At 59.9% G+C, this 15,790-nt stretch carries 12 protein-coding genes and 1 pseudogene; 3 read left to right on the top strand and 10 right to left on the bottom strand.

Annotation, left to right across the window (positions count from 1 at the left end):
• Positions 1–75: 75 nt before the first annotated feature.
• The 10 genes and pseudogenes from AO277_RS03825 to AO277_RS03780 all read right to left on the bottom strand — a co-directional run.
• A pseudogene (locus AO277_RS03825) lies at positions 76–177 on the bottom strand (TetR/AcrR family transcriptional regulator); the annotation flags it as partial.
• Between the two features lie 66 nt (positions 178–243).
• The gene (gene phaC / locus AO277_RS03820) at positions 244–1,929 is read right to left on the bottom strand and encodes a class II poly(R)-hydroxyalkanoic acid synthase (protein ID WP_044319602.1); all 1,686 of its coding nucleotides are present in this window, start codon (positions 1,927–1,929) and stop codon (positions 244–246) included.
• A gap of 156 nt (positions 1,930–2,085) precedes the next feature.
• Positions 2,086–2,943 (bottom strand): poly(3-hydroxyalkanoate) depolymerase, encoded by an 858-nt coding sequence (gene phaZ, locus AO277_RS03815; RefSeq protein WP_004654231.1) that lies wholly within the window; start codon positions 2,941–2,943, stop codon positions 2,086–2,088.
• A gap of 63 nt (positions 2,944–3,006) precedes the next feature.
• Positions 3,007–4,686, bottom strand: a complete 1,680-nt coding sequence (gene phaC, locus AO277_RS03810; RefSeq protein ID WP_044319601.1) for a class II poly(R)-hydroxyalkanoic acid synthase — start codon at positions 4,684–4,686, stop codon at positions 3,007–3,009.
• 313 nt (positions 4,687–4,999) lie between these two features.
• Complete coding sequence (locus AO277_RS03805) at positions 5,000–5,371, bottom strand: gamma-butyrobetaine hydroxylase family protein (protein WP_002551642.1); 372 nt, start codon at positions 5,369–5,371, stop codon at positions 5,000–5,002.
• 100 nt (positions 5,372–5,471) lie between these two features.
• Positions 5,472–6,809 carry an ATP-dependent protease ATPase subunit HslU gene (gene hslU, locus AO277_RS03800; RefSeq protein ID WP_002551643.1) on the bottom strand — a complete coding sequence of 446 codons (1,338 nt, stop codon included), beginning with the start codon at positions 6,807–6,809 and terminating at the stop codon, positions 5,472–5,474.
• Between the two features lie 66 nt (positions 6,810–6,875).
• Entirely contained in the window at positions 6,876–7,406 is a 531-nt protein-coding gene (hslV, locus tag AO277_RS03795) for an ATP-dependent protease subunit HslV (RefSeq protein ID WP_002551644.1), read from the bottom strand.
• Positions 7,407–7,759: 353 nt separating this feature from the next.
• The gene (locus tag AO277_RS03790; protein WP_044319600.1) at positions 7,760–8,455 is read right to left on the bottom strand and encodes an SPOR domain-containing protein; all 696 of its coding nucleotides are present in this window, start codon (positions 8,453–8,455) and stop codon (positions 7,760–7,762) included.
• A 1-nt stretch (position 8,456) separates the two neighbouring features.
• Positions 8,457–10,193, bottom strand: a complete 1,737-nt coding sequence (argS, locus tag AO277_RS03785; protein ID WP_044319599.1) for an arginine--tRNA ligase — start codon at positions 10,191–10,193, stop codon at positions 8,457–8,459.
• 97 nt (positions 10,194–10,290) lie between these two features.
• Positions 10,291–12,510, bottom strand: coding sequence for a primosomal protein N' (locus AO277_RS03780; RefSeq protein ID WP_044319598.1), 2,220 nt, complete (start codon positions 12,508–12,510; stop codon positions 10,291–10,293).
• Positions 12,511–12,679: 169 nt separating this feature from the next.
• Here AO277_RS03780 and rpmE point away from each other — a divergent pair, with 169 nt between their 5' ends.
• The 3 genes from rpmE to AO277_RS03765 all read left to right on the top strand — a co-directional run bounded on the left by rpmE (position 12,680) and on the right by AO277_RS03765 (position 15,170).
• Positions 12,680–12,901, top strand: coding sequence for a 50S ribosomal protein L31 (gene rpmE / locus AO277_RS03775; RefSeq protein ID WP_002551648.1), 222 nt, complete (start codon positions 12,680–12,682; stop codon positions 12,899–12,901).
• A 13-nt stretch (positions 12,902–12,914) separates the two neighbouring features.
• Entirely contained in the window at positions 12,915–13,718 is an 804-nt protein-coding gene (locus AO277_RS03770) for a thermonuclease family protein (protein WP_044319597.1), read from the top strand.
• Between the two features lie 183 nt (positions 13,719–13,901).
• The gene (locus AO277_RS03765) at positions 13,902–15,170 is read left to right on the top strand and encodes a malic enzyme-like NAD(P)-binding protein (RefSeq protein WP_044319596.1); all 1,269 of its coding nucleotides are present in this window, start codon (positions 13,902–13,904) and stop codon (positions 15,168–15,170) included.
• Positions 15,171–15,790 lie beyond the last annotated feature (620 nt).

The raw sequence follows: 15,790 nt of genomic DNA, 5'->3' as shown, positions 1-15,790 counted from the left end.
CCGAGCTGGTAAAACAAGGGCCTGCCTGACGGCAGGCCCTAACCAGCCCGAACACAAAAAAACTGATACTCCCCTGATACCCATTTCATTGGCAATTTCCAGCGTAGAAACGTTCGGCTCGCCCTGCTGGTTGAACAACGTCAAGGCACATTCAAGGATACGGTCGCGGGTTTTCATCCAGTCTTCTTGTTCAAGAGTCAAAGGGCCGGCTTTGCCTGATCGGGCAGGGCGCAATCCAGCGTTTCAGCGCACATGCACATAAGTCCCGGGCGCAGCCTCCATTGGCGGGTAAGTGGCGTTGCCCATCTCCGTCCTGGTGTCGTGCTCGGCCCCGGAATGCTCCTGAATCCACTTCAACCAGTTCGGCCACCAGCTGCCATCATGATGCTGCGCGTCGTAGTACCAAGCGCGCGGGTCGCTGCTCAGCTTGCTGTTCTCTACATAGTTGGCTTTCGGGTTGCCCGGCGGGTTGAGAATGCTCTGCACATGGCCGCTGTTGGACAGCACGAAGCGCCGCTCGCCGCCCAATAGCAGCGTAGAGCGGTACACCGCGTCCCATGGCGTGATGTGGTCGTTGATGCCAGCGATGCTGAAACTGTCCACCGTGACTTTCTGCAGGTCGATGGGGGTCCCGCAGACCTCCAGACCACCCGGATGGCTGAGCGGGTTGTGCTTGAAGAAGTCCAGCAGATCGCCGTGCAACGCAGCGGGTAGGCGTGTGGTGTCGTTGTTCCAGTAAAGAATGTCGAACGGCGGTGGCGATTTGCCCAGCAGGTAATTGTTGATCCAGTAAGTCCAGATCAGGTCATTGGGGCGCATCCAGGAAAACACCCGATTCATCTCGCTGCCCTCCAGCACGCCGCGCTGATAGGAGCGGCGCTTTGCAGCTTCAAGCGTTTGCTCGTCGATAAACAGCGTGGCGGGGCTTTCGATCTGGCTGTCCAGCAGGCTGACCATATAGGTTGCGCTGGCCACGCGGCGTGTCTGTCGCTTGGCCTGCAAGTGACCCAGCAACGCGGCAACGGTCAGACCGCCCGCGCAGGCGCCCACCAGATTGACCTCGCGTGCTGCGCTAATCGCCCGGCAGATATTCATCGCCTGCTCGGTCGCTTCGACATAACTGGACAGCCCCCACTCCCGATGGCGGATATCCGGGTTGCGCCAGCTGATGACAAAGGTCTGCAGGCCGTTCTTGAGGGCATATTGCACAAAGCTGTTGGTTGGGCTGAGGTCGAAGATGTAGAACTTGTTGATCTGCGGCGGCACGATCAGGACCGGTCGGCTGAACTGCTTTTCGCTCATCGGTCGATACTGGATCAGCTCGAACATTTCGTTGCGAAACACCACCGCACCGGGCGTGGTCGCTACGGTTCGGCCTACCTCAAAAGCGTCTTTGGTGGTCTGGCTGGGTAGCCCGCTGTTGTGCAACAGATCATCGGCCATGTGGCTCAGGCCCTTGATCAGGCTGGTACCACCCGAGTTGAACAGCTCTTTGACGGCCTGCGGGTTGAGCAGCGTATTGGAAGGGGCCAGCGCATCGTTGATCAGTGTGAACAGAAAGTGCGCGCGCGCCCGGTCTTCTGTGGACATATCGCTGTCATCGATCCACTGTCTGACCTGATGCTGGCAACTGAGATACACCTGCAGGCCCCGGCGATAAAGCGGGTTGAGGCTCCAGGTCGGGTCGGCGAAGCGGGGGTCTTTGGGGTTGTGCGGATAGGGTGTTTCGCCCAGCACCACCACTCGTCCCAACTGCTTGCCCAGCGCCAGCGCGTGGCGAGCGCTGCGAACCGGGTGCCGTAAACCCTGGGATGCGACGTTACGCAAGGTAGAAAACAGGTCTCGCCCGCGCAGGCCGGTGATGGCGCTCTGCGCGTTGATGAGATTTGTGGGTGCAGCGCTGGCAACCTTTGCCGATTTTTCTTGCATGAGGGCAACACTCCTTCGTCAGGCAACTCATGAGTTGACGCCAGTCCGCTTGCGAAGGGGCTGGCGTCGTTCTGCGCGGTCGAAACTCCAGTGTGTTGCGCAGTGGGTGACGCTGTTTCTCTCGGGCTGTTCACATTAACGGGCGTGCTGGCGCTATCAGCGCGTTCTGGGCGGCGTTGGCTGCGGGTGCATGACTGCGCGCTGCCGTTCCTGTTGCAGAAAACCCATGATGATCGGTGCCACGGCTTCGGCACGCGTGATCAGGAACAAATGCCCGTCATCGATGATGTGTAGCTGGGCATTGGGTATTCGCCAGGCCAACAGGCGCATATTCACCAGCGGAATCAGCGGGTCGTCATCACCGGCCAGAACCAGGGTCGGCTGGTGAACCTTGTGCAGCCAGTGAATGCTGGTCCAGCCCATGCCCGCGAACAATTGCCAGTAATAGCCCAGCTTGCCGGACGAGCGCACCTTGGCAGCATGATTGGCCGCCAGATTGGGGTCACGTCTAAACGCCCCGCCATAGATCTCCGGCGCGATACGGATCACATGCGACGGCTGAATGTAGCGACGCGGGCTGGCCATCAACCACAGCACCCGAGGCTTGCCCGGCACCATCGCCATGCCTGCCGACGTGGCGGCCAGCACCAGTTTCTTGCAGCGCTCCGGGTAGTCATGAGCGAACTGCTGGGCCAGCGCCCCGCCCCACGAAACACCGATCGCATTGACCTGCCCGTAGTTGAGGTAATCGAGCATGCGCGCTGCGAGCTTGGCCAGCCCCGGAAAGCGATAGGGCCGATTGGGTGTCGACGAACCACCGACCCCCGGCACATCGAACGCGATGACTTCCAGGTCCGGATCCAGTGCTTCGACAAACGGGAACACCAACTCCAGGTTGGCCCCGATGCCGTTGAATATCAGCAGTGGTGTCAGATGGCTCTTGCCTGGGCGCACGGCCGTACGAATTGTGTGTCCGTTCAGGTCTATGGAGCGAAAAACAAACGGTTGCGGCATGCGCTAAGCCCTGTTGATTTAACCGCCGGGAACGCACCCCGGTTTTTTCCAAGACTGATGGGTCTAACGCTCGTGAACATAGGTTCCAGGCGCTGCCTCGGCTGCCGGATAGGCTTTGTTGCCGAGCCCGGCAGGCGCCTTTTTCAACTTGCCCGAGCGCGTGGTCAGCCATTCTTGCCAGTGTAGCCACCAGGAATCGGTGTGCTTGGTCGCGTTTTCCTGCCAGGCCGCCGGGTCTGCTGGCAGCTCGTCGTGAGTCATGTAACGCGACTTGGGGTTGCCCGGCGGGTTGAGGATGCTCTGGATATGGCCGCTGCTGGACAGTACAAACTCGGTCTTGCCACCAAACAGCCGTGCTGATTTGTAGCATGAGGCCCACGGCGTGATGTGGTCATTGGTGCCAGCCAGGCAGAACACGTCGGCCGTTACCTGCTTGAGGTCGATCGGCGTGCCGCAGACTTCCAGCGCGTTGGCGCGGGTCAGCGGGTTGTTCTTGAACATTTCGATCAGGTCGCCGTGAAAGGCGGCGGGCAGGCGTGTGGTGTCGTTGTTCCAGAACAGAATGTCGAAGACGGGCGGCTCGTTGCCCAGCAGGTAATTGTTGACCCAGTAATTCCAGATCAGGTCGTTAGGGCGCATCCAGGCAAAAACCTTGGCCATGTCACGACCTTCCAGCACGCCCGCCTGATAGGAATGGCGCTTGGCGGTTTCCAAAGTCTGCTCGTCGACGAACAGCGCGACCTCGGTATCCAGCGTTGTATCGAGCACGCTGACCAGCAGGGTCATGGCGTTGACTTTCTTTTCGCCCAAGGCTGCGTAGTGGCCCAGCAGCGCCGTGCAGGTAATGCCGCCGGAGCAGGCACCCAGCATGTTGAGGTCTTTGCTGCCGGTGATCGCCAGCACCACATCGACCGCTTCCTTGAGCGCCTCGATATAGGTCGACAGCCCCCATTCGCGTTGCGCCTTGGTCGGGTTGCGCCAACTGATGATGAAGGTCTGCACGTTACTGCGCAGGCAGAAGCGCGCCAGGCTTTTTTCCGGGCTCAGGTCGAAGACATAGAATTTGTTGATCTGCGGTGGGATCACCAACAGCGGTCGCTCGTGAACCTGCTCGGTAATCGGTTTGTACTGGATCAGTTCCAGTACGTCATTGCGAAACACCACGGCCCCCTCAGTGGTGCCCAGGTTTTTGCCAACCTCAAACGCGTCCATGTTGACCTGGCTCGGCATTCCGCCGTTGTTCACCAGGTCCTTGGCCAAGTGCGACAGACCATCGAGCAGGCTTTTACCGCCGGTTTCAAAGAACCGTTTCACGGCGGCCGGGTTAGCGGCAGAGTTGGTCGGTGACATGGCCTCGGTCATGAGGTTGATCACAAAGTGCGCGCGACTGATGTCTTGCGGGGTGAGATCGCTGCCACCGATCCAGTCATGCAGTTCCTTGCGCCAGGCGAGGTAAGTCTGCAGGTAACGGCGATACAGCGGGTTCTGGCTCCAGGCCGGATCAGCGAAGCGGCGGTCATCCGGTGTTGGCTGCAAGGCAGATTTGCCGAAGATCACGTTGCCGAGTTCGACGCTCAGGTGTGCGACGTGCTTGATGCTGTGGATCGGTTGTTTGAAAGCCTGACGCAAAACCATCCGTGCAGTGCTCAGTAAATCCTTGCGCCGCAGGCCAACGACCGGGTTGAGGCCCAAGGTGTGCTCGGAAGCCTGGCGCTGCAGGTCATCGTCTTTCGCGTTACTCATCTACGACGCTCCATTGTCTTGATGCGAACACTGACATTCCTTGCCCGTGAACCAGTGACACAGGCGGTTAGCCAGCACTACTGCTCGTGTAACTCATGCCTTGCAGGCTGTTTCTCGCATCGACTTCGATGCAGGGAACTTGCCAAGGTTATTGGTTACGCGAGATTTCAAAAAATCGCAAGCAGCGTCAGCCACTCATTGGCCGCTGCACGGAACATTGAAACAAAAATGATTAGAAAGCGCGTCCTAAAACGGCGAGCGGTGAGGCTGCACGGTTTTGAATGTTCTGTGAGGATCGCGCGGGCGGGCGGGATCAGAGCATCAGCTTGATGACTTGCTCGGAGGGATCGCGGGATTTGCCGGCTTTTTTCAGCTCTTGCAGATAGTCCTCCCAGAGGGACTCCTGGCGTCTTGCCAGCTCGTACAGGTACTCCCAGGTGAACAGTCCTGAGTCGTGGCCATCATCAAAGGTCAATTTCAGTGCATATTGCCCAGCCGGCTCGACCTTGCTCAGACCGACGCCCAGTTTGCCGAATTGCAGGATCGGCCTGCCATGGCCCTGAACCTCGGCAGAAGGGGAATGCACGCGCAGAAATTCGGCGGGCAGATGATATTCCTCATCCGGCGCGTACTTCAGCGTCAGGGTTTTGGAAGCTTTGTGCAGCTGGATGGCGGTGGGGAGCATTGAAAGCAGCCTCAAGGAATAGCAGCTACAAGCTACAGGCAGAAGCAAAAAAGCTGCAAGAGGAGAACCTCTTGCAGCTTGTAGCTAACCGCTTGCAGCTTTAAAGGATATACCGCGAGAGGTCCTCGTTTTCGGCCAGATCGCCCAAGTGGCTGTTGACGTATTCTGCATCGATTTCAATCGGTGCTGCGTCAGGGCTGATAGCCAGATCGCCAGCGCTGAACGAGACTTCCTCAAGCAGACGCTCAAGCAGCGTGTGCAGGCGACGGGCACCGATGTTCTCGGTTTTCTCGTTGACCTGCCAGGCAATCTCGGCAAGACGCTTGATGCCTTCAGGCTTGAACTCGATCTTCAGGCCTTCGGTCTTGAGCAGCTCGCGATACTGTTCGGTCAACGACGCATGTGGCTCGCTGAGAATGCGTTCGAAGTCCTGCGGCGACAGCGCCTTGAGTTCAACGCGGATCGGCAGACGACCTTGCAGCTCGGGGACCAGATCACTTGGCTTGCTCAAATGGAACGCACCAGATGCAATGAACAGGATGTGGTCAGTCTTGACCATGCCCAGTTTGGTATTCACGGTGCAGCCTTCAATCAGCGGCAGCAGGTCGCGCTGTACGCCTTCGCGGGACACATCGACACCGCCCGAATTACCGCGCTTGGCAACCTTGTCGATCTCGTCGATGAACACAATGCCGTGTTGCTCGACGGCTTCCAGCGCCTTGGCCTTCAACTCTTCGTCATTGACCAGACGGCCCGCTTCTTCTTCGCGTACCAGCTTGAGCGCGTCCTTGACCTTGAGTTTGCGGCTCTTGGTCTTGCCTTTGCCCATGTTGGCAAACAGGCTCTGCAGCTGATTGGTCATTTCTTCCATGCCGGGTGGCGCGGAGATATCCACACCTACGGCTTCGTTGATCTCTATCTCGATTTCCTTGTCGTCCAGCTGGCCTTCGCGCAAACGCTTGCGGAACAGCTGACGGGTGTTGGAATCATTGCTTTGCGCAGGGTCTTCATTGAAACCGACACGCGCAGGCGGCAACAGGGCATCGAGAATACGGTCTTCGGCCGCGTCTTCGGCGCGATGACGGACCTTGATGATCTCCTGTTCACGCAGAAGCTTGATAGCCGCATCGGCCAGGTCGCGGATGATCGACTCGACATCACGACCTACATAGCCCACTTCGGTGAACTTGGTCGCTTCAACCTTGATGAACGGCGCATTGGCAAGCTTGGCCAGGCGACGGGCGATTTCGGTCTTGCCGACACCGGTCGGGCCGATCATCAGAATGTTCTTGGGCGTCACTTCAACGCGCAGCTCTTCAGGCAGCTGCATGCGGCGCCAGCGATTGCGCAGGGCAATGGCGACGGCGCGCTTGGCATCGTCCTGGCCGATGATATGGCGGTTAAGTTCGTGGACGATTTCGCGGGGAGTCATGGACATGGTAATTCACGGTCCTCTGGTACGGTCAAGCCGAAGGGGCCGCAGACTGTGCGGCCCGGCAAGGGCTTAGCCGACGAGGTCCTGCTCCTCAATGGTGATGTTGTGGTTGGTGAACACGCAAATGTCGCCAGCGATATGCAACGAGGTCTCGGCGATTTCGCGTGCCGACAGGTCGGTCTTGAGCAGCAGGGCGCGTGCGGCGGCCTGAGCAAATGCGCCGCCGGAGCCCATGGCGATCAGGCCGTCCTCGGGCTCGACCACATCGCCGTTGCCGGTGATGATCAGCGAGGCGTCCTTGTTGGCGACGGCCAGCATTGCTTCAAGACGGCTCAGCGAGCGATCGGTACGCCAGTCCTTGGCCAGCTCGACAGCTGCACGAACCAGATGGCCCTGGTGTTTTTCCAGCTGGGCTTCAAAGCGTTCGAACAGCGTGAATGCATCGGCGGTTGCGCCAGCGAACCCGGCGATTACTTCACCGTGATAAAGACGGCGCACCTTCTTGGCGTTGCCTTTCATGACGGTGTTGCCCAGAGAAACCTGGCCGTCGCCAGCCATGACGACTTTACCGTGGCGGCGCACTGAAACGATGGTGGTCAAGGTAGAGTCTCCACACTGCGGGGCGAAAATGCCCTGATGCAAACTCATATGGGGGTGTGGGTGAGTATTTCAACCTTGGGGGTAAATCGGGGGGAAATGATCGTATGATTCTTGTCCCAACCCTTTAAGCGGACCGGACGACGCTTCGTTTGTCCGCGATCTCCCTGCTTTTGTGGGAGCGGACTTGTCCGCGATGGGCTGCCTCGGCTGCGCCTGATAAACCGATGCGGCTGGTTTTGCTGCCGGTTCCCGGCAGATCGCGGACAAGTCCGCTCCTACGACGAGCGGGCAGAAGCTCCGTTCTTCGTACTCATCGAAACATCGCGATGAGCACGGAAACAGAGGGGCTTTGACTAACGGCTCTGACGCTGTTGCAACAACAGGTTACTAAATCCACCGCTTGCCAGTTGTTTCTGGGCGGTGGTCAGTTGTTCGCGGTTGCTGAACGGGCCGACCAGTACGCGGTACCAGGTTTCATCTTTCACAGTGCCTGACTCGACGGTAGACGCCTGGCCCAGCAGGATGATCTGCGCGCGGACTTTCTCGGCGTCAGCCTGTTTGCGGAACGAGCCCGCCTGCAGGAAGAACGTCGTGACTGCTGCCGGCTTGGTCGTGGCAACCGGTGGCGCTGGCGGAGGCGTCAAGCCGCTGAGGGCTGCCTGGGCACGTGCCGTGTCGATCTTGGCTGCCTGCTCCGGCGAAACCGGTGCTGTGGGTGCCACAGGCGGCGGGGTCTTCTCCGGCACGGCTTCGTTCGGCACGATCACTTCCGATTCCGGCAGCAATGTGTAGAAGTCGTACTTCGGCTTGACCGGAGCCGTCGGGCTCGGTGGTGTTTTATTCGCCTCGGCGATCTTCGCGGCCTTGGCGTCCGCCTTGACCCGCTTGACGTCTTCGCCGCCCGGTTCAAGCTTCATCAGAAAGACCACGAACGCGCCCACGGTCAAGCCAATCGCCAGCCACAACCATCCTGGAATCGGCTTCTTCGCGGGTGCCTGATAACGGCTGGCGCCCCGCTTGGGTGCCGGTTTCTTCTTCGCAACTGCCAACTTACATACGCTCCAGAGTTTCCAGACCCAACAGGTCCAGGCCTTGCTTGAGGGTGCGGCCGGTCAGGGCAGCCAGACGCAGACGGCTTTGCTGCTGATCGGGATTTTCCGCACCAAGGATCGGGCAGTTTTCGTAAAAGCTCGAAAACAGACCCGCAAGGTCATACAGGTAAGCACAAAGTACGTGCGGTGTGCCTTTTTCTGCGACGTTATTCAGTGTTTCAGTGAACTGCGCCAGACGTGCAGCCAGTTCCTGCTCTTGCGGTGCTGCCAGGACAATCTGCCCCTTGCTGGCGTCGAACGGCGTGCCCAGCTTGCGGAATACACCGGCCACACGGGTGTAGGCGTATAGCAGATAAGGCGCGGTATTGCCTTCGAAGCTCAGCATCTGATCGAAGTTGAAGCTGTAATCACTGGCGCGGTGCTTGGACAGGTCAGCGTATTTCACCGCGCTGATGCCCACGGCTTTGGCAATGCTGCGCAGCTCGGCCTCGGCGACTTCCGGGTTCTTTTCCTTCACCAGCGTGTAGGCACGTTCTTCGGCTTCATCGAGCAGGTCGATGAGTTTGACCGTGCCGCCGTCGCGGGTCTTGAACGGGCGGCCATCGGCGCCGTTCATGGTGCCGAAACCCGTGTGTTCCAGCTGCATGCCGTCGTGGACGAAACCGGCGCGGCGAGCGACTTCGAACACCTGCTGGAAGTGCAGGGCCTGACGCTGGTCGACGAAATACAGCACGCGGTCGGCCTTGAGCACCTTACTGCGGTAGCGGATGGCGGCCAGATCGGTGGTGGCGTACAGGTAGCCGCCACCGGCCTTCTGCACGATCACCGGCAGAGGCGTGTCATCGGCGGTACGGAATTCTTCGAGGAACACACATTGCGCGCCGTTGCTCTCGACCAGCAGGCCAGTGGCTTTCAGATCGTTGACCACGTTGGCCAGGTCATCGTTGTAGGCACTTTCGCCCATCACATCTGCCGGGGTCAGCTTGACGTTGAGGCGCTCGTAGGTTTCCTGGCAGTGCGACAGCGAGATGTCCTTGAAGCGTGTCCACAGGGCCAGACACTCGGCATCGCCTGCCTGCAACTTGACCACCAGGCCTCGCGCCCGCTCGGCGAACTCTTCGGATTCGTCAAAGCGCTGCTTGGCGGCGCGGTAGAAGTTTTCCAGGTCGGACAGCTCGTCGCTGGTCGCCGGTTTTTCCTGTAGATAGGCCAGCAGCATGCCGAACTGGGTGCCCCAGTCGCCCACATGGTTCTGGCGAATGACTGTGTCGCCTAAAAACGTCAGAACGTTCGCCACGCCGTCGCCAATAATGGTCGAGCGCAAATGGCCAACGTGCATTTCCTTGGCCAGATTCGGTGCCGACAGATCGACGACCACGCGCTGTACAGCGCCCGCCTTGCGGACTGACAGGTGCGCGTCGGCCAGTGCAGCGTCGAGGCGTGCGGCCAGCGCCGCAGTGTTCTGGAAGAAGTTCAGAAAGCCCGGGCCGGCAATTTCGACCTTGCTGACCTGCTCGTCGGCAGGCAGGGCGGCGATCAGCTTTTCAGCCAGGTCCCGCGGCTTCATCCCGGCAGGCTTGGCGAGCATCATCGCGATATTGCTGGCGAAGTCGCCGTGCGTCTTGTCGCGGGCGTTTTCCACCTGAATCGCCGGCGTCAGCCCTTCTGGCAAGACGCCCTCGGTGACGAGACGGGTCAGGGCTTGTTGAATCAGCTGGCGAATGGTGTCTTTCATTGTGCTCTCTTCGACCGCAAGCGCGGTGGCGCTTCGATGCGCGGGTGGAAAAACTCTGCATTATCCGTTGCTCAAGCCTGCTTGCCAACGGCGTGGCTTAATAAAGATCCACCGGATCCACATCCAGCGACCATCTGACCTGTCGTCCGCTGGGCATTTGCTCCAGCGCGAGCAACCAAGTGGCAAGCAATTTGTGCAGTGGCGCGCGTGCGCTGGACTGCACCAGCAGTTGCGCACGATAACGCCCGGCGCGGCGTTCCATCGGTGCCGGAACCGGGCCCAGCAGCTCGATGCCGCCCAGGCCCATTTGCGCAGCCAGTTGCTCGGCGTCACTGCAGGCTTGATCGAGAAAGGCCTCGGCCTGTCCCGGCTTGTGCGCTTCGGCGCGCAGCAGTGCGAGGTGTGAAAACGGCGGCAAGCCAGCCGAACGGCGCTCGCTCAAGGCCTGTTCGGCAAAGGCGAAATAACCCTGCTCGGTCAGCTGGATCAGCAGTGGATGGTCGGCCAGGTGGGTCTGGATGATCACCTTGCCCGGCTCTTCCGCGCGGCCGGCACGACCTGCAACCTGCACGATCAACTGCGCCATGCGCTCGCTGGCCCGGAAGTCACCGGAAAACAGCCCGCCGTCGGCATCCAGAATCGACACCAGCGTTACCCGTGGGAAGTGATGCCCTTTGGCGAGCATTTGCGTACCCACCAGAATGCAGGGCTGGCCGCGCTGGATGGTCGCGAATAACTGATTCATGGCGTCCTTGCGCGAGGTGCTGTCGCGATCCACGCGCAGCACGGGAAAGTCCGGAAACAGGATCGCCAGGCGCTCTTCGGCACGTTCGGTGCCCGCGCCTACCGGGCGCAAATCCACCTTGCCGCAGGACGGACACTGGCGCGGTACACGTTCGACATACCCGCAGTGATGGCAGCGTAGCTCGCCCGAGCGCTGGTGCACGGTCATGCGCGCATCACAGCGCTGGCAGCCAGACATCCAGCCGCAGTCGTGGCACAACAAGGTGGGTGCGAAGCCGCGACGGTTGAGGAAGACCAGCACCTGCTGACCTGCCGCAAGCGTCTGGCCGATAGCCTGCTGCATCGGCCCGGAAATGCCGCTGTCCAGTGGCCTGCTTTTGACGTCCAGGCGCATGAAACGCGGCTGTTGCGCACCGCCTGCACGCTGGTTCAGGCGTAACAGGCCGTAGCGGCCGGTGTAGGCGTTGTGCAGGCTTTCCAGGGACGGGGTGGCCGAGCCCAGGACAATCGGAATGTTTTCCTGACGCGCCCGCACCAGGGCCAGATCACGGGCGTGATAGCGCAGACCTTCCTGCTGTTTATAGGAGCCGTCGTGTTCTTCGTCGATGATGATCAGGCCGGGGTTCTTCATCGGCGTGAACAGTGCCGAGCGCGTGCCGATAATAATGTCGGCTTCGCCATCGCGAGCCGCCAGCCAGGCATCCAGTCGTTCGCGGTCGTTGACTGCCGAATGCAGCAGCGCGATGCGGGCATTGAAGCGCTGTTCGAAACGCGCCAGGGTTTGTGGCCCCAGGTTGATTTCCGGAATCAGCACCAGCGCCTGTTTGCCGGCCTCAAGCGTTTCGCGGATCAGTTGCAGATAGACTTCAGTCTTGCCACTGCCAGTGACGCCAGCCAGCAAAAACGCATGAAAGCTGTCGAACCCGGCACGGATGGCTTCGTAGGCAGCGCGTTGCTCGGTGTTGAGCGGCAATTCAGGCTGGGCCAGCCAGTGTTCATGGCGTGCGCTGGGTGCGTGGCTGCGAACCTCGACATACACCAGCTCCTTGGCCAGCAGCAGGTTGAGGCTGTCTTTATTAAGCATCAGCTTGCTCAGCAACTGATGCGCCACGCCATGCGGGTGCTGGGCGAGGGTGGTCAGCGCTTCGCGTTGCCTGGGCGCTCGCGCGATGCGCGGGTCGCCGACGCTGGCGCCCGGTGCAACGTGCCAGAAGCGTTCCTGGCGACTTTCGGCCAGTTCGCCCTGACGCAACAGCACCGGCAAGGCCCAGCTCAGCGTGTCGCCCAGGCTGTGCTGATAATACTGCGAGGTCCACAGGCACAGCTTGAACAGCGCGGGCGGCAATGGCGCTTCGCTGTCGAGCAGGGCGATGGCCGGTTTGAGCTTGTCGGCAGGCACTTCGCTGTGATCGACCACTTCCACCAGAATGCCGATCATTTCCCGTCGCCCGAATGGCACCCGCAGACGCATGCCAGGCTGCAAGGCGCTACGCGACACGCCCGCAGGAGCGCTGTAGTCGAACAGGCGGCGAAGCGGCGAGGGCAGGGCAAGGCGCAGGATGGCGTCGGGCACGCGGTGTTTCCCTGTGATGGTGAGTGATGACGGAGGCGCGATCTTAGCAGACGACCGGTGTGAAGGTTCGCTTGCGTCGTTGCAATTGTCTGGTACTATCCGCAGCCTATTTCCGTGCGGTATTCAACAATAGTGTTGGATGGCGGCGCGTTAGACCGAGGAAGTACCGATGAAAGCTGATATCCATCCAGTTTACGAAGCCATTGACGCTACCTGCAGCTGCGGCAATGTCATCAAGACCCGTTCCACCCTGGCCGCTCCGCTGAGCCTGGACGTGTGCAACGAGTGCCACCCGTTCTACACCGGCAAGCAGAAGACGCTTGACGTTGGCGGCCGTGTCGACAAGTTCAAATCCCGTTTCGGTGCGTTCGGCGCTACCAAAGCGAAGTAAGACTGGCTGCCCCATGGGCATCTCCAGGCTGCTTGAAAAGGCGCTCCTTGTGGGCGTCTTTTTTATGCCCGCGATTTGGGTGTCCGGCGCGCAGGCCTTCTGCCCGGCACCTGCTTCGTTGCTGGTTGCACAGGTGCAGCGCGTGGTCGATGGCGACACGTTGCGTCTGAGTGATGGCCGCAGCGTGCGGATGATTGGGCTCAACACGCCTGAAACCGGCAGGAAAGGCCGGTCTGCCGAACCGTTTGCCGAGGCTGCCAAAAAGCGCTTGCAGGCGCTGGTGAATGAAAGCGGCGGCAAGGTTGGTGTGCGTATCGGTCAGCAGGGCAAGGATCATTACGGCCGCACGCTGGCCAACGTCTATGACCGTAAAGGCGCCAACCTCGAGGCGCAGTTGCTCAGCGAAGGGCTGGGGTATCTGGTGGCCGTTGCGCCCAACGTTGCGCTGGTCGATTGCCAGCAAGTTGCCGAACGTGCGGCGCGGCAGGCGCAATTGGGTGTGTGGCGCGACTCGCCGGTTCAGCCCTCGACCAGGCTGAGCAAAAGCGGCTTTGCGATTGTGTCCGGTCAGGTCAAGAGCGTGCAGCGCAATCGCGGCGGTATCTGGATCGAGTTGCAAGGCTCGCTGGTCCTGCGTGTTGCCCCGGCTAACGTGAACTCATTCGACACGGCAATGCTGGAGCGCCTCAAGGGCCGGCAGGTCGAGGCGCGCGGCTGGGTGGTCGATCGGTCCCGGCGCGGTGCTCTGAAATCAGGGCAGGCACGCTGGCTGCTGCCACTGACCCACCCCGCGATGCTGAGCCCGTCAGGTCGATAGATACTGCCTTTTGGCCAGTTGTCTGGTGATGGGTGGCCGGTTGTTCACGTTTCAGGCATCTAAGCGTAAAGTCTAATCCTGTGCCTATTGACAGCAGTGACTGGTCAGTCTTGTTAAGACTATGCATCTTGCGTATCCTCGGCGGTCCGTCTGTCCCACAGTAAAAAAAGCGGAATCCAATACATGTCAGATTTGAAAACTGCCGCGCTCGAATACCATGCCAATCCTCGTCCGGGGAAGCTGAGCGTCGAACTCACCAAGCCGACTGCAACCGCTCGTGACCTGGCTCTGGCCTACAGCCCTGGCGTTGCTGAACCCGTGCGTGAAATTGCCCGTGACCCCGAGCTGGCTTACAAGTACACCGGCAAAGGCAACCTGGTAGCAGTTATTTCCGATGGCACCGCTATTCTCGGCCTCGGCGATCTGGGCCCATTGGCCTCCAAGCCGGTCATGGAAGGTAAAGGGGTTCTGTTCAAGCGTTTCGCCGGTATCGACGTTTTCGATATCGAAGTCGATTCCGAAAGCCCGCAGGCGTTCATCGACACCGTAAAGCGTATCTCCATCACCTTCGGTGGTATCAATCTGGAAGACATCAAGGCACCTGAGTGCTTTGAAATCGAGAAGGCACTGATCGAACAGTGCGACATCCCGGTTTTCCACGATGACCAGCACGGCACCGCTATCGTGACTGCTGCCGGCATGATCAACGCACTGGAAATTGTCGGTAAAACCCTCGATTCCGCGAGGATCGTCTGCCTGGGCGCTGGCGCTGCAGCCATCTCCTGCATGAAGCTGCTGGTGAGCATGGGCGCGAAGATCGAAAACATCTTCATGGTCGACCGTACCGGCGTCATTCACTCTGGCCGTACCGACCTGAACCAGTACAAGGCTGTGTTCGCTCACGCGACCGAGAAACGCTCGCTGACCGATGCGCTGGATGGCGCTGACGTATTCGTGGGCCTGTCAGGTCCTAATCTGTTGAGCGCTGAAAACCTCAAGCTGATGGCCAAGGACCCGATCGTGTTCGCCTGCTCGAACCCGGACCCGGAGATCTCCCCGGAGCTGGCTCACGCCACCCGTAGCGATGTGATCATGGCGACCGGCCGTTCGGATTACCCGAACCAGGTCAACAACGTTCTGGGCTTCCCGTTCATCTTCCGCGGTGCTCTGGACGTTCGCGCCAAGCGTATCAACGAAGAAATGAAGATCGCTGCAGCCAACGCCCTGCGCGAACTGGCCAAACTGCCTGTTCCTCAGGAAGTCAGCGATGCCTACGGCGGCATCAAACTGGAATTCGGTCGTGAGTACATCATCCCGAAACCAATGGACACCCGCCTGCTGGGCTTGATCGCCGATGCAGTTGCCAAGGCAGCCATCGAGAGCGGTGTTGCCACCCTGCCGTATCCGAAGCACTACCCGCTGACCAGCGTGGACGATGTGTTCAAGGGCTGATCCTTGATGCAATAAAAAACCCCTGCAGCGATGCAGGGGTTTTTTTATGCCTGGAATTGAGATTATCGTTCCTCACGCGCCGGCGTGTGAATGCCCTGGGTGACGCTCTGCATCACAAATCTGCGCAGCGCCGCTGAATCAAAAGAGGACGCGGAGCGTCGCACGATAGTTGGGATTAACAGGATAGTTGGGATCATCGTTCCTCACGCTCCCGCGTGGGAATGCCTTGGGTGACGCTCCGCGTCACACATCTGCGCAGCGCCGCTGAATCAAAAGAGGACGCGGAGCGTCCAGAACGGCATGCGACGCGGAGCGTCGCACGATAGTTGGGGTTAACGGGATAGTTGGGATCATCGTTCCTCACGCTCCCGCGTGGGAATGCCTTGGGTGACGCTGCGCGTCACAAATCTGCGCCGCGCCGCTGAATCAAGAGCGGACGCGGAGCGTCCAGAACGGCATGCGACGCAGAGCGTCGCACGATAGTTGGGATTAACAGGATAGTTGGGATCATCGTTCCTCACGCTCCTGGTATGACCCCCGAAGGTTGGACGCAACCTTTGGAGGCGTCATGGGTAAATATACAGTGCAGGCAAAACTCGCAGCCGTGAAAGAATATTGTG

The sequence above is a fragment of the Pseudomonas amygdali genome, from assembly GCF_002699855.1.
GTDB classification, from domain to species: Bacteria; Pseudomonadota; Gammaproteobacteria; order Pseudomonadales; family Pseudomonadaceae; genus Aquipseudomonas; species Aquipseudomonas amygdali.
This window is presented reverse-complemented; position numbering and strand designations above follow the sequence as displayed.

Bases quoted from the DNA above. Each gene is read 5' to 3' on its own strand.
- phaC (WP_044319602.1), bottom strand. From the start codon at position 1,929: ATGCAAGAAAAATCGGCAAAGGTTGCCAGCGCTGCACCCACAAATCTC.
- phaZ (WP_004654231.1), bottom strand. From the start codon at position 2,943: ATGCCGCAACCGTTTGTTTTTCGCTCCATAGACCTGAACGGACACACA.
- phaC (WP_044319601.1), bottom strand. From the start codon at position 4,686: ATGAGTAACGCGAAAGACGATGACCTGCAGCGCCAGGCTTCCGAGCAC.
- AO277_RS03805 (WP_002551642.1), bottom strand. From the start codon at position 5,371: ATGCTCCCCACCGCCATCCAGCTGCACAAAGCTTCCAAAACCCTGACG.
- hslU (WP_002551643.1), bottom strand. From the start codon at position 6,809: ATGTCCATGACTCCCCGCGAAATCGTCCACGAACTTAACCGCCATATC.
- argS (WP_044319599.1), bottom strand. From the start codon at position 10,193: ATGAAAGACACCATTCGCCAGCTGATTCAACAAGCCCTGACCCGTCTC.
- rpmE (WP_002551648.1), top strand. From the start codon at position 12,680: ATGAAAGCTGATATCCATCCAGTTTACGAAGCCATTGACGCTACCTGC.
- AO277_RS03770 (WP_044319597.1), top strand. From the start codon at position 12,915: ATGGGCATCTCCAGGCTGCTTGAAAAGGCGCTCCTTGTGGGCGTCTTT.
- AO277_RS03765 (WP_044319596.1), top strand. From the start codon at position 13,902: ATGTCAGATTTGAAAACTGCCGCGCTCGAATACCATGCCAATCCTCGT.